12 protein-coding genes and 1 tRNA gene are annotated in these 23,517 nt (G+C 47.7%); 6 read left to right on the top strand and 7 right to left on the bottom strand.

From position 1 onward, the window contains the following. Window positions 1-110: 110 nt before the first annotated feature. Entirely contained in the window at window positions 111-1,706 is a 1,596-nt protein-coding gene (locus ACYVGO_RS02190; RefSeq protein ID WP_460967228.1) for a sensor histidine kinase, read from the top strand. Between the two features lie 68 nt (window positions 1,707-1,774). Here the strand turns inward: ACYVGO_RS02190 and ACYVGO_RS02185 are convergent, their stop codons facing one another. The 3 genes from ACYVGO_RS02185 to ACYVGO_RS02175 form a co-directional block, all read right to left on the bottom strand. After that, entirely contained in the window at window positions 1,775-2,848 is a 1,074-nt protein-coding gene (locus ACYVGO_RS02185; protein WP_460967226.1) for a spore photoproduct lyase family protein, read from the bottom strand. 321 nt (window positions 2,849-3,169) lie between these two features. Then, window positions 3,170-4,474 carry a serine hydrolase domain-containing protein gene (locus ACYVGO_RS02180; RefSeq protein ID WP_460967224.1) on the bottom strand — a complete coding sequence of 435 codons (1,305 nt, stop codon included), beginning with the start codon at window positions 4,472-4,474 and terminating at the stop codon, window positions 3,170-3,172. Between the two features lie 110 nt (window positions 4,475-4,584). Continuing rightward, complete coding sequence (locus ACYVGO_RS02175) at window positions 4,585-5,874, bottom strand: spinster family MFS transporter (protein WP_460967222.1); 1,290 nt, start codon at window positions 5,872-5,874, stop codon at window positions 4,585-4,587. A 548-nt stretch (window positions 5,875-6,422) separates the two neighbouring features. Between ACYVGO_RS02175 and ACYVGO_RS02170 the strand changes: the two genes are divergently transcribed. Then, entirely contained in the window at window positions 6,423-12,398 is a 5,976-nt protein-coding gene (locus ACYVGO_RS02170) for an amino acid adenylation domain-containing protein (RefSeq protein ID WP_460967220.1), read from the top strand. Window positions 12,399-12,476: 78 nt separating this feature from the next. Here the strand turns inward: ACYVGO_RS02170 and ACYVGO_RS02165 are convergent. Beyond that, window positions 12,477-12,549: transfer RNA gene (locus tag ACYVGO_RS02165), tRNA-Met, on the bottom strand. Between the two features lie 146 nt (window positions 12,550-12,695). Here ACYVGO_RS02165 and era point away from each other — a divergent pair. The 3 genes from era to ACYVGO_RS02150 all read left to right on the top strand — a co-directional run bounded on the left by era (window position 12,696) and on the right by ACYVGO_RS02150 (window position 15,649). After that, window positions 12,696-13,631, top strand: a complete 936-nt coding sequence (era, locus tag ACYVGO_RS02160) for a GTPase Era (protein WP_142770203.1) — start codon at window positions 12,696-12,698, stop codon at window positions 13,629-13,631. 103 nt (window positions 13,632-13,734) lie between these two features. After that, window positions 13,735-15,042 carry a ribosome biogenesis GTPase Der gene (gene der / locus ACYVGO_RS02155; RefSeq protein WP_142770202.1) on the top strand — a complete coding sequence of 436 codons (1,308 nt, stop codon included), beginning with the start codon at window positions 13,735-13,737 and terminating at the stop codon, window positions 15,040-15,042. Window positions 15,043-15,340: 298 nt separating this feature from the next. Continuing rightward, a complete protein-coding gene (locus tag ACYVGO_RS02150) occupies window positions 15,341-15,649 on the top strand; it encodes an ArsR/SmtB family transcription factor (RefSeq protein ID WP_142770201.1) in 309 nt (102 codons plus the stop codon). An 83-nt stretch (window positions 15,650-15,732) separates the two neighbouring features. Here the strand turns inward: ACYVGO_RS02150 and ruvB are convergent, their stop codons facing one another. Continuing rightward, window positions 15,733-16,761, bottom strand: a complete 1,029-nt coding sequence (gene ruvB, locus ACYVGO_RS02145; RefSeq protein ID WP_142770200.1) for a Holliday junction branch migration DNA helicase RuvB — start codon at window positions 16,759-16,761, stop codon at window positions 15,733-15,735. A 100-nt stretch (window positions 16,762-16,861) separates the two neighbouring features. Continuing rightward, the gene (locus ACYVGO_RS02140; protein WP_460967217.1) at window positions 16,862-20,464 is read right to left on the bottom strand and encodes a T9SS type B sorting domain-containing protein; all 3,603 of its coding nucleotides are present in this window, start codon (window positions 20,462-20,464) and stop codon (window positions 16,862-16,864) included. A 290-nt stretch (window positions 20,465-20,754) separates the two neighbouring features. Here ACYVGO_RS02140 and ACYVGO_RS02135 point away from each other — a divergent pair, with 290 nt between their 5' ends. Then, complete coding sequence (locus ACYVGO_RS02135; protein WP_460967215.1) at window positions 20,755-21,786, top strand: PorP/SprF family type IX secretion system membrane protein; 1,032 nt, start codon at window positions 20,755-20,757, stop codon at window positions 21,784-21,786. Between the two features lie 52 nt (window positions 21,787-21,838). On the opposite strand, the gene ettA is transcribed toward ACYVGO_RS02135, so the two are convergent. Next, window positions 21,839-23,506, bottom strand: a complete 1,668-nt coding sequence (gene ettA / locus ACYVGO_RS02130; protein WP_460967783.1) for an energy-dependent translational throttle protein EttA — start codon at window positions 23,504-23,506, stop codon at window positions 21,839-21,841. Between the last annotated feature and the right edge of the window lie 11 nt (window positions 23,507-23,517).

The following is a 23,517-nucleotide window of genomic DNA, read 5'->3' as shown; positions in this document are numbered from 1 at the left end:
ACCCATAAACTAAAACCTGACCAAACAAACCTCACCAGGAAAAGTTGAGCTTGAGACAGGTAAACTATATGTTCAGGGTAGCAATCATCAGGCACTAATACAGGAGACGGATGGCAGTTAGTAGTACACCCCCCAACCAAGACCAGGGGGCCGAAAATGAACGATTGCGATTTGCCCTCCAGGCAGCTGGTATTGGTACCTGGGATTTAAACTTCCGGACTCAGGTTGCCTGGTGGGATCAGCGCACTCAAGAACTCTATGGGTTTGCCGGAACGGATGTCCGGGACTTTAAGTCACCCGAACAGCTCATGCAGTATGTACACGCCGAGGATCAGCAACGGGTTCAGAAAGCCATGCAGTGGGCATTGAATCCAGAATCGGGCGGGCACTATGAAATCGAGTACCGAATTATCCGTCAGGACGATACCCAGGTCCGCTGGTTACTGGCCAAAGGGCAGGCCTATTTCGATGAGCAGGGACGGGCTTATCGGTTTTCGGGCACCGCTCAGGACATTACCCAGCAGGTACTCACCCGCCAGCTTACAGAAGAGGCCCAGGAAGGACTCCAATCGGCCATCGAGCTGGCCCAATTGGGCACCTGGCACTATGATTTGACCACGGGCCATATTGAGTACTCATCCAGGCTACGCGCCTGGCATGGCATTGGTCCCACTGAACCCATTACCACTGAGCTTGCTTTTCGACTCGTGCGGTTAGAAGACTGGGCACTCGTTCGGACATCCATGCAGCAAGCCATTTCCGGCGGCTCTGATGGACATTATGATGTTGAATACCGCGTATCAGACTCCAATGGAGCAGAACGAATTTTGCACTCCCACGGAAAAGCGTATGTCAATCAGGCCGGTCAGGCCTACAAGATTAGCGGCATGGTACAGGATGTGACCCAGCAACGGCGGGCCCAATTCGCTCTGGAGCAGCAGGTAACGCAACGTACCCAGCAGTTGGAAATTTCGAATGAGGATTTACGGCGATCCAACGAAAACTTACAACAGTTTGCTTACATTGCCAGTCACGATTTACAGGAGCCCCTACGTAAGATTCAGCAATTTGGCGATTTGTTAAAGACCAGGTATGCCAGTTCCGAAGGCGATGAACTGGTTTATCTGGAACGAATGCAATCGGCAGCCAGCCGCATGTCTACGCTGATTCGGGACTTACTTAGCTTTTCACGGATCTCTACGCACCGAGATACCAGTGCGCCCATATCGCTGGACACGATTGTTCAGACCGTATTGCTCGATCTGGACTTGATGATCGCAGAAAGTGGGGCTACAATTGTGATTGGCCAGTTACCCACACTTGAAGGAGACCGCTTACAATTACAGCAACTGATTCGGAACCTCCTCAGTAACGCCTTAAAATTTCGTCGGCCTGGGGTTGCGCCCCTAATTGAAGTGAGCGCCAGTTGGGTTGCCTTTGAAAACCTGCCAGCCAGCGTTAGCCCAAAACGCCCTGCCCTGGCTTACCACCGCCTTGATGTGACTGATAACGGAATTGGTTTCGATGAAAAATACCTGGATCGGATCTTTCAGGTCTTTCAGCGTCTGCACGGCAAAAACGAGTTTGCCGGTACGGGAGTGGGTTTAGCCATTTGCGAAAAGGTAGTCAGTAATCATGGAGGAGCCATTACCGCCACGAGCCAACCTGGTCTGGGCACTACCTTTAGTGCCTATTTTCCCGTTTAGGCCCAAGACAGGCCAGGAAACGTACGGCTGCCAACTTTGGTCCGTCGCAAAGCCACGGCTCATTCCCCTTATGTCCAATAAAGTACTGGCGCTTCGGGGAAACGCTTCTGCCATTCGGCATAGAAGAAAGTCTTCATCTCTTTCATCTCCTCGGGGCGATAAACATATTTAGTGCCACCAAACTTGTTGCGCTTCTCGGCACGCTTCGTTTCGTCCATCTCCAGCGACGTATTAGGGTACCATGCCAACAAGATGTTCCTGGAACCAGGTGTAAAGCGGTGGCTAATGAACTCAGCATTCATATCGCAGGGGAAGTCGATAACCTCAGCGATGCGATCGAGCAGGGATGCGTAGTGCTCACGCCAATCGGGAATGGGCATAATAGGCGCAATAACAACACCAATGGGGTATCCCCCACCGCCCAACTGCTTCGGTAGGGCTAGTTTGCGCAGGCCCTGCAACCGCGACTCTACCGAAGCCGTTCCACCCTCCAAACGCCGGGCTATGGTATCGGCATTAAGGCTGATGCGCGCGCGGGTCTGCCCATTGTGGGGCAGGTTGAGCAGGCTATCCACCTGATCGTACTTAGACACAAAGCGCAACTGCCCGCGTTCACGGTGGCCTACTAGCCGTGTTCCGAAGTAACGGATAGACTCGGCTAAGCCACCGGTCAGGTGTTCAATGCCTAACACATCGGTGTAACAGCTAACTTCGAAGGTGGTGGGGCGGTTCACGTCATAACCCTGCCAGCTCCGGTTGGGTGGATAAGTGCCCTCGTACGTAGCAGTGTGCGCGAGCAACTTAGGCAGATTGGCGTAGGCCCGCACGACGGGCGGACCAGCTAAGCTTCCGGCTAAATAACAGTATTGACAATGGGCCGGACAACCTTCGGCCAGGTTCATTTGCCAGTCGGCCGAGGGGGGAATGGGTTGGAACTTAAAGGCACCCGGCGGAGCATTCACAATGGCTAAGGTATTCTTGGCAATTCGATAGGTCTCGCGTTCATCGGCCCCGCGAAGCCCGATGATACGGTTGTTTTTGGCGATTTCGATGGGTAAATCAAGCGCCGATATGCGTTCATAGATAGCCTGGCCATAGGGCTCCTTGAGGGCATCGGCCGTAAAAACGACCCGCCTGGGCATCCAAAAACGGGGTGACTTTACAAGGGGCTGAGGGGTTGATAGAACTGGCAAAATAGGCATTAATTCAGACGTCATAACGGAGTAGAAGAGCGGGTAACTATCGAGCTAAACAGCACATTACCCACACTGAATTAATAACAATTACACCCCTGGAATAGCTCCCGTATTGACCAAATAACTTTATATGTAAAAAGTTGATTATCAGAAGAATATTCGACTTTTCTATAGTAGACTTACAGCTTATTTGTGTACGTTGCGCCGGACTGCCAAACCGATTCTGCTTTCACGATACAGTTCCCTATGTCCCGTATTCGTTCCGTATCAATCATTAATTGCCTGGTACACTAAAGGCTTAACTACTTTGTCTATATTCGTAATATAAGGCCCCCACATTTGCCGGTATATCAATACCAGCAAATTCTCTTTTGGATCAACCCAGTAAGAGGTAGAAAACACCCCACCCCAGGAGTAAGTACCGGCTTGGCTGGGGGTAAACCTACTGCCATTTTCAGAGATAATGAAAAAGCCAAAGCCAAATTTGTTCTCACTGGCATGGTCACCCATAGTAGGGCTCATGTTGCCAATTTGATTCATGGTCATCATACGAACCGTATTGCGGGCTAACAGGCGCACACCGTTGTATTCCCCACCATTCAACAACATCTGCAGGAAAATAGCATAATCATAAATAGTGGATGACAAACCGCCACCACCCGAAAAATAGTCGGTTTTTTGGAGGGGATAATTCATATCAAGCGATCCGCCAAAAACCGATTCCTGCTTTTTTATCGTTCCGGTAGAATCGCCCAGGAAAAAGTTGACCAGTCTGGAGCCTTTTTCGGGCGGCACATTAAAATTGGTATCTTTCATTCCAAGGGGCTGACAAATACGCTTCTCAAAAAAAACGTCCAGGGTCATACCTGACCAGAGCTGAACCAGGTAGCCTAATACGTCCATATTCAACCCATACTTCCATTGTTCACCGGGTTGAAAAAAGAGTGGTAAGCTGCCCAGGCGGTTCATTGCATCGGAAAGTTTTTGCCCCTTAACACCAACTCCTCCGGTAACATAGTTTTTTGCATAAATGGCATTTTCCGCAGGAGTACCAATTGCTGGATACCCCAGACCCGATGTATGGGTTAATAAATCGCGAATAGAGACGGGCCGTTTAGCCGGAACAGTAGTGTATGTGGTATCTTTTGGATTGAAGGTAGCCAGCACTTTTTCATTAGCAAAGGAGGGAATGAACTTGGAAACTGGATCGTCCAGCGAAAACTTCCCTTCTTCCCACAACATCATTACGGCCACCGTAGTGAGTGCTTTTGTTTGTGAAGCCACACGAAAGATCCCATTTCTATTGAGCGGCACTTTCGTAGTTGGATCATTGTATCCATGAGCCTTATAGAAAACAATTTTGCCGTGTCGGGCAATAAGGACCACAGAACCATTCACCCATTTCTGCCTGACCCAGTCATTCATACTTGAATCCAATCGAGCAAGGCGGGCTACAGAAAACCCACCAGCCCCAGGAGCAGCTTCCGTCAAGGCTTTTGATTGGGCTTGTACCGTAGTTGAGTACGGAATAAAGGCAAATAGAGAAAACAGAGCGATTACGTAACGATTCATAGTTTTTAGGTTGGGATGTATCAAAAACAGATAGTTAATAAAATCACTTAAGGGCAATAGCGGAAAAGCCAGGTAATTTCCAGGGCCAGACTAATTCATCGCACAGAGGCTTATCTCGCCAGCTTTAGATCGACTGCTAGTTTTTTGGCAGCAATTAAAAAGAGTGCGGTCGATCCAAAACTTATAATGATTATGATCGACATGGCCCATCGCAGGGATTCGATACCCAGAGACGGGGTGAGCTGATCGCTAATCATGCCGACAACCAGGGGTCCAAACCCTAAACCGATAAAGTTGAGCACAAAAAACAGGATAGCGGACGTAAGGGAACGCATTGAAGCCGGAACAAGACTATGAGCTACGGCAACAGATGGCCCCAGATACATACTATGAAGCGACGCACTCAAGCCTAAACAGATTACCGAATACACTGTATTCTGCAGAAAAAGTGCTCCGGCTGCACATGGGATAGAGACAATAATTGCATAAGCCGGAGCTTTCAGGTACCACCCTTTATCCCTTTTCCCCAAATAATCCGTCAGGAGCCCACCAGCGAACGAACCAACTGCTCCACCAATGCCGAAGATCGGACCAAGTAAAGCGCCTATTTCTGACTGCGTCATTCCATGAAGCCTCGCCAGGAAAGAAGGAGCCCAATTAAGCAGCCCATATATACAAAAAACATGCAGACCTGTAGCCATTGCCAGGTAAACAAAGGTTTTGGTTGAGTACAACCGCTTTAGCACCTCACGCAACGAAGGAGGGTCAATTACCAGTGCTTCATCCCTATCCATTACTCCACGTTGAGGCTCTTTCACCGACGTGTAAAACAGAAATGAAAAAATAATGCCCGGTATACCCACCACGAAAAATGCGGTTCGCCATCCAAGACGCTGGTTCAAATAACCACCCAGTAAAAAACCCGTCAATATCCCGAAATAAATACCTGTTGAGTAGATTGAGAGTGCCGTAGATCGTTTTTCAGGCGGGAAGTAATCGGATAGCATCGCATGAGCCGGAGGGCTTCCTCCTGCTTCCCCAATCCCCACGCCAACACGGGCCAATAGTAACTGAATGTAGTTTCTTACCAGACCCGAGCCAGCAGTCATTATACTCCATATGGCTAAGGAGGCTGCTACGGTATTCCTGCGGTTGGTTTTGTCGGCCAAACGTGCAATAGGGATGCCCAGGGTGACGTAAAATAGAGCAAACGTAAACCCAGAAAGCACGCCAAGCTGGGTATCGGATAAGTGTAAATCTCGTTTAATCGACTCCTGGAGGATAACCAGGAGTTGACGATCAACAAAGTTGAAGACGTATACCAGCGTCAACATCGCCAGGACATAATTTCGGTACAGGTTACTGACTGCCCCCTCGTTACTGGTTTCCCTGATTTGCATAAAGGCGTTAATTGAAAGTAGTAGGCAAGGAATTATGGGTAACAGTTAGTAAAGTTAATCTGCCCACTTTCCTGCTTAGAAGCTTATAGGGCCGTGCATAAAGCACAAAACCAGTCAGTAAAAAGAAGGCTAAAAGAGAAGTAAACGGCAGTTTATCCATTAGTAAGACCTAATTAAGGCTAAGAAGTGTCTATTAACAACAGGCTGGTTTGCATTGACTTAGATGAGAAATAATTAACCATCTAGTAAGTCCTTTTACCAGAAGCAACTTGAAGAAATTATTACTCATAGACGAACTCGTCCACCCTTTCTGGAAAATGGTTGAGCTATCTACTTCTCGCCATACAGAACATCCTATTTAGGAAATTGACAAATTAGTACATAAGTAAGCCACTTAGTATTGCCTTGCAGGACGACATTTGGTATTCATTGGCATTTAGTGGTTTAAATCGAAAATCTAGATGATAATATGTTACTAAAAAGTAGTTAATTTTGGAGAGGCACTCATCCATAGATGGTCCCACTGTCTATCCATATCGTTCTTTTCTATGCCCCCTAGCTGTTTTATAATCGGTGAGGGTACCCTGCTGATTGAGTGCTCAACAATCCTCTGCCAGCGAGATTTTCTAGTTAAAGGAATTATCAGTCAGGACCCTCAGGTGCATTCTTATTGCAAGAAGGCCGGGCTTCCTTTTATTGATTCATCGTCGCACTTTATTACCGTTTTAAACCAGGAGCCTTTCGATTACTTGTTCAGCATTTCGAACGGATATATCCTCTCCGAGGAACTACTGGCGCTTCCCCGCTTATATGCCTTTAATTATCACGATGGGCCTCTGCCCGCTTATGCCGGGGTACATGCCTCATTTTGGGCACTGGCCAATGGTGAAAAGACACATGGCGTAACCTGGCATCTGATCGATAAGGGTGTTGATACGGGGGCTATTGTAAAGCAAAAGCACTTCCCGATTCAGGAAACCGAGACCTCGATCAGCCTAAATATTACATGTTATTCGGTTGCCGTTGATTGCTTTCGAGACATACTTGATGAACTAGAAGTCGGTACGTTAACGACACAGCCACAGGATCCTACGCATCGGTCCTATTACGCCCGGAATAAACGGCCTGATCTGGTCCTTAATTTCGCTCAGTCAGCAATTACGATTTCTCGTCTGCATAGGGCGCTGGATTTTGGGTTTCAGTCAAACCCTTTTGGTTTTTTGAAGCTATGGGCGGGGGGACGGTTCTGGCTGGTGAGGGAGGTAACGGCAACCCAAACAAAGGCACAGTGCCTCTCCGGATCAATCGAAGCCCTTTTGCCTGACAAACTGCTGGTCGCCACCAACGACTATCTGTTGGCCATTGGTGCGATCCAGAATCTGACTGGCCAACCCGTTTCAATGGCGACGTTTTATGAACAGACTTCGCTTACTGAAGGTCAATTGCTAACCCTACCCGCGCCGGAAGTCATTCAGGCCATTGGGAAAAATGATAAGCAATGCGCTGTTTATCAGTCCTACTGGGTAAATAAACTTAGTAATTTTCAACCTACAACGCTCCCCTGGTCAGTCCCAGCCAATAAAGTAAACGAAAACCAGCCGGAACGTAGCCAAATCAATATCCCGCTCTATAAGGTTTTTGAAGGCAAAAATGGCTTAAAAAGCACGGAGAACAGTCATCAGGCCATGGCAGCCCTGTTGATTCTATTGGCCCGCCTGACCAATCAGCAATCCGTTAGTGTTGGGTATCGATCCGAACGAAGTGCGCAGATATCGGCTGAAACCGTCGGATTGTTTGCCGAATATATCCCTGTTGAGGTGGCATTTGATTGGGATGCTAGGTTTGAAAAGGCGCTGAGGACCACACAAGAGGCACTTGTAGCGATAGACCAGCACCTGACCTTTGCTCAGGACAATCTAGCAGCTCAGACTACCTTAAAGCCGTTGACTGTTGAGAACGATCCGGTTTTGTTCCCTATTGTTATTGGCTGCAAGACCGCTGAACTGAATTATTCACTCCCTCCGAAAAAGGCGCTACAGATCATTCTGTCTACAGAAGGGAATCAAGACAGTCAGGTATTGTTTGACCCGGCAATCTGGTCAGTCCACTGGGTGACTGATTTAGTGAATCGCTGGCTAATGCTGTTGGAAGATCTGGTTTTTCATCCAGATCAACCTCTTCGCTCGGTGTCCTTGCTGACTCCAGATGAGCGGCAGCGTATGCTCATTGACTGGAATGCAACCAAGGTTCCCTACCCAGCCAATCAGACCATTCATCAACTGGTCGAAGCGCAGGTCCAGCTCCGACCTCAAGCCGAAGCACTACGCTTTGGGGCGCTTGCCCTGACCTACGAGCAACTAAACCATCGGGCCAATCAACTGGCCTGGCACCTGCGAAACCAGGGAGTGAAATCTGAGACGTTAATCGGTATTTGTCTGGAGCGTTCGCCCGATATGATCGTTAGCTTACTGGCTATTCTGAAGGTTGGGGGAGCGTACGTACCCCTTGATCCTACGTTTCCAGCCGCCCGGTTGGCGGGCTTAGTTGCTCAAACAGGTATTCACACAATCATTACCCGAAAAATCTGGCTGGATCGCCTGCCAGCAGCGACTACCACAGTTCTAATCGATGAAAACCAGGCCCTGATTACCCAGCAAAGCGTTCATAACCTGTCGCTGCCAATCCGATCCGATCAATTGGCGTATGTTCTGTTTACATCGGGTTCCACCGGCCGCTCAAAAGGTGTAGCCATTCCGCACCGGGCCATCCTGCGCACCGTTCAGGGGGCAAACTACATGCGACTGGACGAATCAATCTGTATGCTGGGACTGGCTCCCTTGGCTTTTGATGCGTCTACGCTGGAGATCTGGGGAAGTCTGGCCAATGGCGGACGGCTAGTTCTGGTAATGGAAAATCCGCCGTCGCTGGACGACATTAAACAAACCATTCAGGCTAATTCCGTAAATGCTGCTTTTTTTACAGCCGCCTTATTTAATGTGTTGGTCGACAGCGGCATTGATTCCTTAGTGACGTTGACCCAACTGGCAACTGGTGGCGAAGCGGCATCGGCCAAGCACGTCATTCGGGCGCGACATCAATTGCCTAACTGCACCTTAATTAACGGGTATGGCCCGACAGAAAGCACCACATTTGCCAGTTTTTATAACCTATCGGCGGGCCATTGGGAAACCAGCTCTGTACCGATTGGCAAACCGCTTAGCAACACCCAGCTCTACATTGTTGATTCATTTCTGAATCCCATGCCCGTGGGCGTACCGGGCGAACTGCTCATTGGCGGTGATGGGCTGGCACGGGAATACCTCCATCAACCCGAGCTTACGCAACTCAAATTCATTCCTGACCCCTTCAGTGATCGGCCGGGAAGTCGGCTTTACCGAACCGGCGATCAGGCCCGGTATCAGTCCGACGGCACTATTGACTTTCTGGGGCGATTGGACGATCAGTTAAAAATACGCGGCTTTCGGATTGAACCTGTGGAGATTGAACAGGCGCTTTGTCAGCATCCTACCATTGGCGAGGCTTTGGTGGTAGCTGATGAATTAAGCTCCGGGATGAACCGATTAGTAGCCTATATCGTCCCTAAATCCGGCGAAATTATTCAGGTCGAGAGTTTGCGGGTTTTTCTGAAAACCAGCCTGCCTGATTATCTGATTCCGAATGTGTTTGTTCCCTTGACGGCCATTCCGTTAACGATAAATGGGAAGGTCGACAAGGCAAACTTGCCAACGGCCTCCCCAAACGCAACCCACCGTCAGAGCGATGTACAGACCTCGACCGAACAAGCGATGATCTCCTTATGGACATCGGTACTGAATGTAGCAGAACTGAACGAGACTGATCACTTTTTTGATCTGGGGGGAAGTTCCCTGATGGCGATCCAGTTAATCGCTCTTATTTCTCAGCAGTTTGGGGTACGGCTAAGCATGAATGATGTTTTCAAACACCCGACCTTACAACAACTGATTACTTACCTGGATCAGTTACCTCGACAGTCCATTTCACCCATAGTAAACACGCCAGACGGAACAGATTCAACAGCCCAGTTTCCGCTTTCCTTTGCTCAGAACCGATTATGGATTTTGGAGCAACTTCATCCTCTACAGGAGACCTATAATGTACCGATTGTGCTTCGCATTCGAGGCTCGCTGAACCTACCGTTCTTGCAGCAGAGTTTAAACCAACTTATTGACCGACATCAAATCCTGCGCACCACCTTTGGACATTTTAATGGGGAAGCTTTTCAAAAAATTGAGCCTGCATTTTTAATAGATATCCCGGTAAGTTTTTTAGTCGAACCAACGAATTTGGCCCAAAACGAGACGATTGCCACTTGGCTACGGGAGGTAGGTTACCAGTCCTTTGATCTGGAAAAGGGGCCTTTAGTACGGGTAAATGTTGCGAAACTCGGGGATCAATCCTGGATGGTACTGCTGAATTTCCATCACCTTATTTTTGATGGGTTATCAACGCAGGTATTGGCTAAGGAACTTAGTTTACTGTATACGGCTAAACTACAGGATCAGCCAGTAAGTCTGCCCCCCTTGCCTATTCAATATGCGGATTATGCGCGGTGGCAAACTGAGCACTTCCTACCAGAGACACTGACTCACCAGCGGGCCTACTGGCGGAATCAGCTAGCGGGGGTAGCACCCCTACTTAAGTTACCGATTGATAAACCCCGTCCAGCCATCGAGTCATTTAAGGGTGCCGATTACTGCTTTGTAGTTCCTAAGTCACACTGGCAGCCGCTTCGGCACGACTTTCAGGAGGCAGGCACGACACTATTTCTACGGATTCTGACTGTTTACGCAGTCTGGCTTCGTCAGATCACGGGTACTCAGGATATCGTCATTGGCATCCCCGTAGCTGGACGTACTCAGCCTGAACTGGACGGCTTGATCGGTTTTTTTGTCAATACGCTTGTGCTTCGTATAGACATTTCCGCTGATCTGTCCTTCCGGCAACTTCTCCGTAACGTACGCCAGTTAGCCTTAGACGCCTATACGCATCAGACCCTACCCTTTGAACAGATTGTTGAGGAGGTTAGTCCCGTGCGAAGCCGGGCGTATTCGCCATTAGTTCAGGTACTTTTTGACTTGCAGGAAGATACGTCGAACTTCTGGAGACTAAACGAGCTAGAGATTGAGCAAGCCCCTTTCCAGCAGCACAGGGCCAAATTCGACCTGAGTCTTTCCTGCCAGGAGACCGCGGATGGGCTGATGGGTACCTTTACCTACCGGACCGATTTATTCACGGAGCAAGCCGTGAGCACACTGGCCGATCAGTTCATTCAGACACTGGAGCAACTTCTAACCCAGCCCGATCAAGGCTTCGGACAGTTATTTGGTAGCCAACCGGTTCCTCCACTTACCCCACCAGCCCCTATCGAAATAACCCATCCAGTAGAACAAGTCCGGCATACTCCATCGTTAAATCAGTCAGTCGTCAGGCTGTTGAAAACGATTTGGTGTGAGCTGCTTGACTTACCAACGGTTGGCCTGGATGATGATTTCTTTACGCTGGGCGGTCACTCCCTGTTGGCCCTTCAGCTGACCGCTGCCATTCAGCGTCAGACTACTCATTCACTGCCTATTAGCAGCATATTTGCCCATCCCACCCTTCGCCAGCTGACCCTTTATCTGCAAACCAGTCAATCCGATGTGGCCTGGCAATCGCTGGTTGGCGTGAAGACACCAGGGGACGGAAATGCACTTTACCTAATTCATCCTATATCGGGAGATGTGAATTATGTCTATCAATTGGCTCCCTACTTGCCGGAGAAACAGGCACTGTATGGCCTGCGGGCGGTTGGACTGGATGGAGTTACCCAGCCTCTGGAGTCCATTGAGGCTATGGCCGCTTACTACATTCAGCTTATCCTCCAGAAGCAACCGAATGGCCCTTATGCTATTGGTGGTTTTTCATTAGGTGGTATTATTGCCTTTGAAATGGCTCGTCAGCTTCAGGAAATGGGCAAAGAGATACATTTACTTGCCCTGATTGATGCCTACCCCATCAATCCAGATGCGGCTAATCATACCAAGTTTCCAATCCATCAGCTCGTCCGGTATTATTATCATTATTGGCGCTCCTTACCTAAACAACCTGCGGTGCTCTTGCCCATTCTTCGACAAAAAGTCCCTTGGATTAGTCACTATTTGCTCCGGCGTATCTGGCAATCGGTACCCAGCTTATCGGGTTCAGCAGGTACTAGTCCAACTGAATCCCTCAGCGTTGAAGCCGAAGATTTGCTGACCAGAAGTTTTCGGGAAGCGTATAGTCGGTACAAATTTAAGTCCTATGAGGGGAAACTTGTGTTTCTGCGGGTTACCCAGTTGGATGCGTTTGGGGCAAGCCAGGGCAAAGTAGATTTTGGTTGGGGTCGCTATGCCCGTCAGGGCGTTGAAGTACATCAACTGCTTGGTGAACATAACTCGTTGTTCAGTAAGCCAGCAACCATTGCGCAGATTGGTCGTATACTGCAATTGTATTTGACGCCTTAAACTGGCTTGATTACTCTTTATTGGGGTGCAACGAAAAAGCCGTTACGGTTTTGAATCGTAACGGCTTTATTCTCAGAGTAGCGGGAGCTGGACTCGAACCAGCGACCTTTGGGTTATGAGCCCAACGAGCTACCAACTGCTCCATCCCGCGATGTTGGGACTGCAAAAGTACGGCAACTTTCTTATAAAACAACTATCTTTGTAAAAAAAAGTTTACGCACTGCCTGAAACGTTTTTTGTCGGCAGGGAGTTGTTTGCTAAAGCCGCTGGTAATCAGCCAGCGGGATCACCTCAAAGATGAATAAGGAAATCATTGAAAATTTTCCGGCCGACGATCCAGCGGCCGATCATAAGGCTGGCTTTGTCAGTATCGTTGGTAAGCCCAATGTCGGTAAGTCCACCCTGATGAATCAGCTCGTTGGCGAACGGCTGTCTATTATCACCTCGAAAGCCCAGACTACACGCCACCGCATTATGGGTATCCTCAATGGAACCCACAACGGTCAGGAATTTCAACTCGTTTACTCCGATACGCCTGGTATCATTAAGCCTCAGTACAAACTTCATGAGTCTATGATGAGTTTTGTGCGTGGCTCTATTGAAGATGCCGATGTGGTTCTATTTGTAACAGACATCTTCGAAGAACACGATGAGAATGACGTCATCGAACGGCTTCAAAAATCTGAAGTTCCCGTTCTGTTGCTGATCAATAAAATTGATCAGGCTACACAGGACCAGGTTAATGAGAAGATCACCTACTGGCAGGAGCACTTCCATGCGCAGGAGATCATTCCAATTTCAGCCCTGAATAACTTCAATATTGATAAGGTATTTGAAGGTATTATCAGCCGTCTGCCGCAACATCCACCCTACTTCCCAAAGGATGAACTAACCGACAAACCCGAACGGTTTTTCGCGTCTGAGATTATCCGGGAGAAGATCTTCCTGAATTATAAGCGGGAAGTCCCTTATAGTAGCGAGGTTGTCATTACAGGCTTCAAAGAGAAGGAAGACATCATTGTTATCCAGGCCGAAATTTTGGTCGAACGAGCTACTCAACGGGCAATTCTGCTCGGTGAGGGGGGTAATATGATTAAGAAAACGGGAATCATGGCCCGCGAAGAACTCGAGCGTTTCTTCGGCAAGAAAGTATATTTAGAACAGTTCGTTAAGGTAGAACCCGATTGGCGCCAAAAAGAGCGTATGCTCAAGCGGTTGGGATATGACGAATAATTGTTAAAGGAGGAAGGCGAAAAGGGAGGAAAGGGAAAAGGGTTTAAAATCCATGCCTTCTCCTCCCTCTTCTCCCCTTCCTCCCTTTCCTCCTTCAAAAAAAATGGCAAACATAGTTGCAATCGTTGGCCGCCCAAATGTGGGCAAGTCCACGCTGTTTAACCGCCTGACGGAACAGCGACAGGCCATCATGGATAACCAAAGTGGTGTTACTCGCGACCGGCATTATGGCACGGCCGAGTGGAATGATAAATATTTTACCGTTATCGACACAGGGGGGTACGTTGTTGGTTCCGAAGATGTGTTTGAAGAGTCGATTCGTGAACAGGTCGAAATTGCCATTCAGGAATCAACTGTATTGCTCTTTGTGGTTGATACGCAAACGGGCATTACAGGACTGGACGAAGATTTTGCTAACGTGCTGCGCCGGACTAAAAAGCCGGTGTATGTAGTGGCTAATAAAGCCGAAACCGGAGAACGGGCGCACGCTGCCAGCGAATTTTATTCACTAGGTTTAGGTGATCCATATCCAATTTCGTCGCAAACTGGAACAGGCACAGGTGATCTACTGGACGAAGTGATCAAGCATTTTCCAACAGCTGGTGTTGAAAATCCTGACGCGGGTATTCCTCGTATCGCTATTTTGGGCCGCCCTAACGTGGGTAAATCGTCGTTTTTGAATGTCCTGACCGGGCAGGAACGCAGTATCGTAACGTCCATTGCCGGCACCACCCGCGATGCTATCGACACCCGTTACAAAGCCTATGGTAAAGATTTCATCCTGACCGATACCGCCGGTATTCGGCGTAAAGCTCGTATTGACTCCAATATTGAGTTTTATTCGACCCTGCGCTCGATTAAAGCGATGGAGGATTCGGATGTCTGCATTATTCTGCTCGATGCTACACGAGGACTTGAAGCGCAGGATCTGACCATTATTGGCCAGGCCGTGAAAGCGAAAAAGGGTGTGGTCATTATGGTGAACAAGTGGGATGCCGTTGAAAAAGACCATCGTACTGCCGATACACTCCGGAAGGAAATGATTCAGCGGATGATGCCCATTGACTATCTGCCAATCATTTTTGCCTCGGTTCATGAGAAACAACGCATTTTTCAGGTAATGGAAAAAGCGATGGAGGTCTACGAGAATAAGACTAAGAAAGTGGCAACCTCGAAATTGAATGAGGCTATGCAGCCCGAAATCGAAAAGTATCCTCCGCCAGCCATCAAAGGCAAGCATATCAAGATTAAGTATATGCTTCAGGTACCAACTCCTTCGCCCACGTTTGTATTTTTCTGTAATCTTCCCCAATACGTTCAGGAGGCTTACCAGCGCTTTTTAGAAAACCGACTTCGGGATCATTTTGACTTTACGGGCGTACCAATCACGGTATTCTTCCGGCAAAAATAAAGTTATCAACTAGCAGCTCAAACCTAATCAGGAGTAGCCGGGTATAGTTCGTCAATGAACGATACTTAGCTACTCCTGATTAGGTTTGACAGTAGCCTGAATTGTGTCTATTCCCTGGGGATCACTTACTTACAGGTAACCACCCATACCCACAAAAGAGTGTTCATGTAATAATGGGATCAAAAAAAACAACCACTTAATAAAGTCGTGCTCACTTTCAGCATGTTAGTCCTTTACATATGTATATTTTCTAAGTATATTTCGGCCAATTATCCTCTGGACAATAACCCACCCTATCATGGCTACCGAAAAAATTTTAGATGATGAGAAGCGTATTGATAAAGCAGCTTATGTGCTTAAAGCCGTAGCTCACCCCTTGCGAATCAAGATTATTCAGATGCTGAATGAGAACAAAGAACTGAACGTTTCAGCAATCTATAAGAATCTGAATGCGGAACAATCACTGATTTCGCACCACTTAATTAATATGCGGGATAAGGGCATTTTGGACATCCGGCGCAGCGGCAAAAATATTTACTACTTCCTGGTTGACTCCGCAGTAGCAGAGATCATTGATTGTATTTACCAGAGTAAACTTTTAAGCTAGTTCGTTTAAAAAGTACAAAAAAGTGTGCCAGAAAAGACAGTTTTGTTAGTCTTTTCTGGCACACTTTTTTGTCCGTTAGCTAGTTACCCAAATAACTCCCCGGTACGGTAATTGGGCACAATACCAAGGTGAATATAGGCTTTTTCAGTCGCTTCACGCCCACGCGAAGTTCGCTTCAGAAAACCCTCCTGAATCAGGAAGGGCTCATAGACCTCCTCAATCGTTTCAGCTTCTTCGCCACAGGCAGTAGCTATCGTTGAGAGGCCAACCGGCCCTCCTTTAAACTTTTCAATGATTGTTGTCAGAATCCGATTATCCATCTCGTCCAGGCCATTCTGATCAACTTCAAGCGCGCTCAGCGCAATTTCGGCAATGTCAACGTTGATATATCCATTACCTTTAACCTGAGCAAAGTCCCGGGTTCGGCGCAGGAGGTTATTGGAAATACGAGGTGTTCCCCGGCTTCGGCGAGCAATCTCATAAGCACCCGTCTCATCAATAGGCGTCCCCAAAATTGCAGCCGACCGCTGTACAATGGTCGTCAGCAGTTTGGCATCATAATACTCCAACCGACAACTAATACCGAAACGAGCTCGCAAGGGCGATGTAAGCATACCCGCACGAGTAGTAGCCCCAATCAGCGTAAATGGATTCAGTTTAATCTGCACAGTCCGGGCATTGGGCCCAGAGTCCAGCATGATGTCAATCTTATAATCCTCCATTGCTGAATACAGATACTCTTCCACAATTGGGTTGAGCCGGTGAATTTCGTCAATAAACAATACGTCGTTAGGCTGCAGATTCGTTAGCAGGCCAGCCAGATCGCTGGGTTTATCCAACACAGGACCCGAGGTCATTTTTATGTTGGCATTAAGTTCGTTGGCAATAATGTGCGACAGCGTTGTCTTGCCCAGACCCGGAGGGCCGTGAAGGAGCACATGATCGAGGGCTTCACCGCGTTGCATGGCGGCCCGAACAAATACTTCGAGATTTTCGAGGATCTTAGCCTGCCCTGTAAAGTCTTCGAATGAGAGCGGCCTCAGCGCCCGTTCAATCTCTTTGTCGGTAGCACTCATGCCATCTGTCGAGCCTTTCAAAAAGTCGTTTCGCATGGTTTTGATTCGTGTAGACCTGGCAAAATTTCAGCCAGAAAACAGCCTTATTTTGCCAGGTCGTTTACGTCAAATTTACAAAAAAAAGAGCAGAAAACCGCTATCGAATCAGCAATACAGAACCCCGCTTTACAACGCGTTCGCGCTCAGGAAACGACTCACTTTTAAAGGTGATTATGTACGGATAAAGCATTGATGGATAGGTAGATCCGCGATAGGTGCCATCCCATTTTTGCTCTGGATTATTACTAGAAAAAATTACCTCCCCCCAGCGGTTATAAATCCTGAAGTCGTAGTCGGTAATATAAGCCGTAAAAATCTGTAACACATCGTTTACACCGTCGTTGTTTGGCGTAAACGCATCGGGTACATTAACGCGCGGTTCGCACTGATTGATCACACGGGCTAAGCCGGTTGCCGTGCAACCCTGCGGATCGGTCACCTGAACGGAGTAATTGCCCGCTCGGTCTACGGTTATCGTTTTGGTGGTGTCATTTCGTGTCAGCCATAAATAGCGCAAGCCAGGCGCACCATTGGCTGAGAGTTGTGCTTTACCCAGATCACCTTCGCAAATGGACGCTAGTTGAGTGAGCGAAAACGCTGGCGGTGGTCGATCCCCGACACGAATACTACTGCGTCCAACGCAACCTGTCTGTGTATTCCTAACGATAAGGCTATACGCGCCCGCTTGCACCACCGTGATTGATGGTGTAGAGGCCCCGGTACTCCATTGATAGACATTACCCGGCTGATCGCCTGACAGAGGTACCAATACAACCCCAAGCCCGTTACACTTAAGCGTATCAGGTCCCAGTCGGGCAAATCCAGTACTATCAAGGCCTACCTTAATACTATCCAGCAATGCTTTACACCCTTTTGTATCAATCACTTGAACTGTATAAAGCCCAGGGGAGGCCTTATCCAGATTAGTCGTCGTTGTGATCAGGTTATTATTTTGGTCCAGCCAGGTATAACTGGCCGCTGTCCCTCCTGAAACAGTCAGACTAATAGTGCCACTATTGGGAACACTACACAAGGCATCCTTAACCAGTGGCGTAAGCACTAGTTGATTGGCTGGCGATTTCAGGGTAAAGGCCGTATCAGCCTTACAGGCATGAACACTATCAGTAACGCTAATTTTGTACCCACCTTCGGCCAGACTTGTTTGCTGACTACCCACTCCGGTTAAAATAGCACCATCTGAACGAGTCCATACGTACTCATAGGTACCAGCCGGAGTAGGCGTTAATTGGATAGAACCATCTGCCGATGTACAGGTTGTTGGACCGGTCAGATTCGCAGCCAAACGCAACTTAGGCAGTTCACTAACCCGGATCGTATCCGAGTTTTCGCAGGTAGTGCCGTTTACGGTTGACTGCGCCGTAACCGTATAAGTACCGCCTTTGGAAACGGTAATTGTTCGTGTATTCCCACCGTTACTCCACTGAAACTGCGTCCAGGTTTGTTGGGGAACGGTTAAATTGACTGATGATCGATAACAGAAAACGGTATCGGGTCCAAGATCGAGCGATGGCGTCGGCTTTATCTGCACCTCAATGGTATCACTCTTAAAACATTCACCGTTAGCAGCCAGACCTACTACGATGTAATAACCGGGCCTGGTGAGTGTGATTGTCTTTTGCCTACTCGCTACCGCTCCATTCACAAGCCAGACATATACTTTTGCCTGCACTTTTATATCCAGTGTAATGCCTTTTTTATTGCAGATAGCGGTATCCGCTCCCAAATGTATATCGGGTGGTGTTTCTAAAATGGTCAGTGTATCTTTAATCAGGGTGTCTTTACAGATCCCTCCTGTGCTTGTTTTCGTGATAATTCGAAGGCTGACGAAGTATTGTCCAGGCTTCGTGTAATTGTGTGTAACGGGCTGCGCCGACGTGGTTGAATACGGGCGGCTTCCATCTCCATAATCTAAGGTATAAGCCTCCTTCAATTTCGGGCAGTTTGGTCCTATCTGAAATACCGTTGGTGCGCTAACACATGTATCCGCATACGTTAGCCCCGGTCCACTGGAATTATCGTTAAAGTTGGCCACTAAGTTAGGCAACCCTAATTGGCTGGTTTTTCCGCCGAGCGATTGTCCCGCTGGATTAAATTGTAAACTATCAAGCAGCCCCCCATTTGGATTTTCGATGGTACCCAATGAAGTACTTCCCTTTATCGCTACGTAAATTCGACCGTCGGGACCAATCTGTATGGACCCGTACTGCCTCGTTGTACTACTATCAACAACCGTTTTTGAACTGGTTAATAGCGAATCCTTCTGACTCAGGTCATACTTTAAAATATAAGAAGCTCCTTTCAAACTACCGTCGCTATTTGTATCGGCGAGCATTGTAACATACAGACTCTTGCCATCGGGCGAAAACTCTACCCCATATGCTTTGGGCGGTGCCGGGCCTAAATCAAGCGTTCGATTGAACGTCATTGCACCCGTCGAATCATTGAACGTATAGAGATCAATGGAGTTTTTAGGTGGCCCAGGAATAACAACGGCCAATGGGCGATTGCCTTCATTCCCACTTGTTGTATCGGCTGGCCCAATTTTCATATACCCTTCGGCATTAGCCAGCGAGTCAATGACCTGTCCACCTTTGTATGTAGTGACAATAGGCGATGTGGCCCGGGTTAAATGCTGAATTTGAAATTCATTTGTTCCGTATTTCCGTGTAATAACCCAAAAGGTTGAATCGCGTGTATTTTCTACGGAAGCCGACTGCTCGGTACTCTGATTAGAGATCGGAACGTTCTTTTCAACAATGGCACCCTTCCCACCATTCTGGCGCATATCAACAACACTATACGTTAATGTTTTCTTACCCCGAATTTCGGAAGTGGTATACACATAATACAAGTACTCGCAGCCCCGGCAGGTTGGTTTTGGGACAATCAAAGCCGACTGTGTAGAGTGCGTACTACCATCCAGCGGAATCTGGACGGTAGTTGTATCTCCCGGCACGAGCGATTTCAGTGGCTTACCATCTTTGCCGTAAATAATGATACCATCCGTATAAAACAGTAAAACGCCCTTGGTATTGGCAATGGACGAAGAACCTTCAATAGTACTTAAACTTCCATCTGTGATGGGTTTAGGTGTACCGCCACCACTAAAATCCAAACCGGAGTTCTGGCCAAAATACCACTTCACCCCCTGCGACTCTTTCTTTTCGCCACAAACATCGACGTTAATCCGATTCTGATACGAACAGCCATTAGGACTAATAGCTTCCACCGAATAACAGCCAGAACTATCGACCTGTATACTTTGCGTTGTATCTCCTTTAGGGTACCATATATACCGGTAACCCGATTGAGTAGTGCCAGCGTAGGGATCAAGTGTTATTTTCTCGCCTTTACAAATGGTGGTATCCGTCCTCCAGTTGGTAAAAGACGGAGGAGGAGTACTGATATTAATACTTCGCGTTGCTGTCTGTACCGTTCCACTGACGGTACGGGTCAAGGTGATGGTGTAGTTACCAGGCATCAGATAAACATGCCGGGCCGCGGAATCCTTTTGCGTCGTAATTGTGCCACCGTCACCAAAACTCCAGACCCGGGTTGTTACGCCCGTTGTTACGCTATCTGTAAACGTTAGGGAATCCGCTTTGCATTCCTGATCGGGAATGCATGCCTTTCCACTAATTTTAATTTCCTGTGCCCAGGACGTAGTCAGTCCTGCCATTAGGAACAGCACAGCCCAAACTCCAACTACACGGATATAACTGCTAAACCTTAACATGAAGAAACGCTGAATAAAGCCACCCTCTCAAATTCACTCCCTCGGCATAACAACAACAGGGGCATTACGTTAGTATAAACGACGGTGTTTCGTTAAAATTTTATTCCCTGAGCACCGTAAAAGCCCTTAAAATTCGCCTAATTTTATAGATTGTTGTGTTGTTAAATACTTCGTTCGTACTGATAACGTTGCAACAATAAAGTTGGCCCAGTCTTTGCCCTGATTTTGTTATCATGCTTAAGAAATATTTACTGACGATTTTGACACTGACCCTGAGCCGGATGGCCTTTGCCCAGGACCCTCAGTTCACTCAGTTTTATGCTGCCCCTCTTTATCTGAACCCAGCCTTTGCTGGTTCGGCACTGGCTCCGCGTATCACGGCAAATTACCGAAATCAATGGCCTGCCATTACCAACTATGTGACAACGATGGTTGCGGTAGATCATTTTATCGAAAAATATAATAGCGGTGTTGGTCTGATGATTCAGAGTGACAACCAGGGACAGGGAAGGATTCAGTCAACGGATATAGGGTTGCAATATGCATACCAATTCCAGGTAAGTGAGTCATCATTTGTACGTTTAGGCTTGCAGGGTTCTTACGTGAACCGTAGTATTAACTATTTTGGCCTGACAACCGGCGATCAATTTACGGATCGGGGCTTTATAACAGGCAGCGTTTCCGGCGATCCAGCGTTGCAAGGAGGTTTACCCACGAATAAATATCTTGATTTTTCGACGGGTGGCCTTTTTTACTCCGATTGGTTCTGGATTGGTGCATCAGCACACCATATCAATCGCCCATCTCAGGGGTTCTTCAACAGCGAGAACGAGCGATTGCCGATGAAAACCAGCATTCAGGCTGGTCTGCGCATTCCACTGGCTGGCTTTACTGGGCTAGCCGACGAACAGGATCGGGAAATTAGTATATCGCCCGTAGTTATGTATAAGCATCAGGGCAAATACGATCAGTTGGATTTGGGTGCTTATCTAACGTATTCTCCCTTAACGATCGGCGCTTATTATCGGGGTATTCCTTTCAAAAAATACGATCAGACGCTTAACAATCATGATGCGGTAGCTGCGTTGATTGGCTGGCGTATGGAAAAGTTCTCCATCGGCTACAGCTACGATCTAACAATTTCAACCCTCGGCAACAGTGGTGGTTCGCACGAGTTATCACTATCGTATATTTTCGACAAGCCAGAGGGCCGTCGACCGGGTGTAAAACGCCGGGATAAGAAATTGCCTTGTCCAAAGTTTTGATTCTACTTTTCTAAATTAAAAGGGACTGATTTTAAAATCAGTCCCTTTTAATTTACCCCAGTTTCTTATACCTTATCCGAGTGGGCGTTGCCTCCGATCCTAAGTGTTTACGGCGGTTCTCTTCGTATTCCGAAAAATTACCCTCAAACCAATACACCTGCGAATCGCCTTCAAAGGCTAGAATATGGGTTGCAATGCGATCTAAGAACCAGCGATCGTGGCTGATGACAACTGCACAACCCGCGAAGTTTTCCAGACCTTCTTCCAGCGCTCGCAATGTGTTGATATCAAGATCATTGGTAGGCTCATCCAGGAGCAACAGATTCGCGCCTTCCTTAAGGGTCATGGCTAGATGGACCCGGTTGCGCTCCCCACCTGATAGAGTTCCAATTTTCTTCTCCTGATCGGCTCCACCAAAGTTAAACCGACTTACATAGGCCCGCGCATTGGACTGCTTTCCGCCCATTATAATCCAATCGTTGCCCCCCGAAATCGTTTCATAGACCGTTTTATTGGGGTCAAGACCGTCGTGTTCCTGATCAACATAAGCCACTTTTACCGTTTCGCCAACATCAAACGTACCTGAATTGGGTTTATCCCGACCTGTAATGAGTTTAAAGAGCGTCGTTTTCCCAGCTCCGTTGGGACCAATAATTCCTACAATACCACCCTGCGGTAACCGGAACTCTAAATGTTCGAACAGAAGTCGATCGCCAAAAGCTTTAGAAACATCCTCAGCTTCAATGACTTTAGCGCCTAAACGCGGCCCGGCAGGAATGGAAATTTCGAGTTTTTCATCGCGCTGTTTGGCGTCTTCATTCAAGAGTCGTTCGTAGGCCCCTAAACGAGCTTTTGATTTGGCCTGACGAGCTTTAGGGGCCATTTTCACCCATTCCAACTCGCGTTGCAACGTTTTCTGACGTTTCGATTCTGTTTTTTCCTCTTTGGCCAACCGGTTTTGTTTCTGCTCTAACCAGGAAGAATAATTGCCTTTCCAGGGAATACCTTCGCCCCGATCAAGTTCAAGAATCCAGCCGGCTACATTATCCAGAAAATAGCGATCGTGGGTTACGGCGATAACCGTGCCCGTATACTGGCGAAGGTGCTCTTCTAACCATAATACAGATTCTGCATCAAGGTGGTTAGTAGGCTCATCAAGCAATAATACATCAGGTTGCTGGAGTAGCAAACGACACAACGCTACCCGACGTTTTTCTCCTCCGGATAGATTATCAATCAGCGCATCAGATGGAGGGCAGCGCAGGGCATCCATTGCTCGTTCCAGTTTCTGATCAAGCTCCCAGGCGTTGTAATGGTCAAGTTTCTCCTGAACCTCACCTTGCCGGTTAATAAGTTTATCGAAGTCGGCATCAGGATCGCCAAAGGCTTCATTGATTTCGTCAAATTCTTTCAAAAGGCTCACTACTTCCTGTACACCTTCTTCTACAACTTCTCGTACTGTTTTGCCAGCCTCAAATTTTGGTTCCTGTTCAAGCATCCCAACTGAGTAGCCAGGGGAGAAAACAACTTCTCCGGTATAATTTTTGTCTATTCCTGCAATGATGCGCAATAAGGTCGACTTACCGGAACCATTCAGCCCCAGAACGCCGATTTTTGCACCATAAAAAAAGGAAAGGTAGATGTTCTTTAGGATTTGTCGGTTAGGCGGAATATTTTTACTCACGCCTGCCATAGAGAAAATTATGGTTTCCTGACTCATTAATTTCTGAT

Source organism: Spirosoma migulaei (assembly GCF_054776855.1).
The sequence above is the reverse complement of the archived record's forward strand: the minus strand, read 5'-3'. Positions and strand labels throughout refer to the sequence as shown.

What these genes read in the sequence shown, in the direction of transcription:
- ACYVGO_RS02140 (WP_460967217.1), bottom strand. Translation starts at nt 20,464, where the DNA reads ATGGCAGGACTGACTACGTCCTGGGCACAGGAAATTAAAATTAGTGGA.
- ACYVGO_RS02170 (WP_460967220.1), top strand. Translation starts at nt 6,423, where the DNA reads ATGCCCCCTAGCTGTTTTATAATCGGTGAGGGTACCCTGCTGATTGAG.
- ACYVGO_RS02190 (WP_460967228.1), top strand. Translation starts at nt 111, where the DNA reads ATGGCAGTTAGTAGTACACCCCCCAACCAAGACCAGGGGGCCGAAAAT.
- ACYVGO_RS02150 (WP_142770201.1), top strand. Translation starts at nt 15,341, where the DNA reads ATGGCTACCGAAAAAATTTTAGATGATGAGAAGCGTATTGATAAAGCA.
- ACYVGO_RS02175 (WP_460967222.1), bottom strand. Translation starts at nt 5,874, where the DNA reads ATGCAAATCAGGGAAACCAGTAACGAGGGGGCAGTCAGTAACCTGTAC.
- era (WP_142770203.1), top strand. Translation starts at nt 12,696, where the DNA reads ATGAATAAGGAAATCATTGAAAATTTTCCGGCCGACGATCCAGCGGCC.
- ACYVGO_RS02135 (WP_460967215.1), top strand. Translation starts at nt 20,755, where the DNA reads ATGCTTAAGAAATATTTACTGACGATTTTGACACTGACCCTGAGCCGG.
- ruvB (WP_142770200.1), bottom strand. Translation starts at nt 16,761, where the DNA reads ATGCGAAACGACTTTTTGAAAGGCTCGACAGATGGCATGAGTGCTACC.
- ACYVGO_RS02185 (WP_460967226.1), bottom strand. Translation starts at nt 2,848, where the DNA reads ATGCCCAGGCGGGTCGTTTTTACGGCCGATGCCCTCAAGGAGCCCTAT.
- ACYVGO_RS02180 (WP_460967224.1), bottom strand. Translation starts at nt 4,474, where the DNA reads ATGAATCGTTACGTAATCGCTCTGTTTTCTCTATTTGCCTTTATTCCG.
- der (WP_142770202.1), top strand. Translation starts at nt 13,735, where the DNA reads ATGGCAAACATAGTTGCAATCGTTGGCCGCCCAAATGTGGGCAAGTCC.
- ettA (WP_460967783.1), bottom strand. Translation starts at nt 23,506, where the DNA reads ATGAGTCAGGAAACCATAATTTTCTCTATGGCAGGCGTGAGTAAAAAT.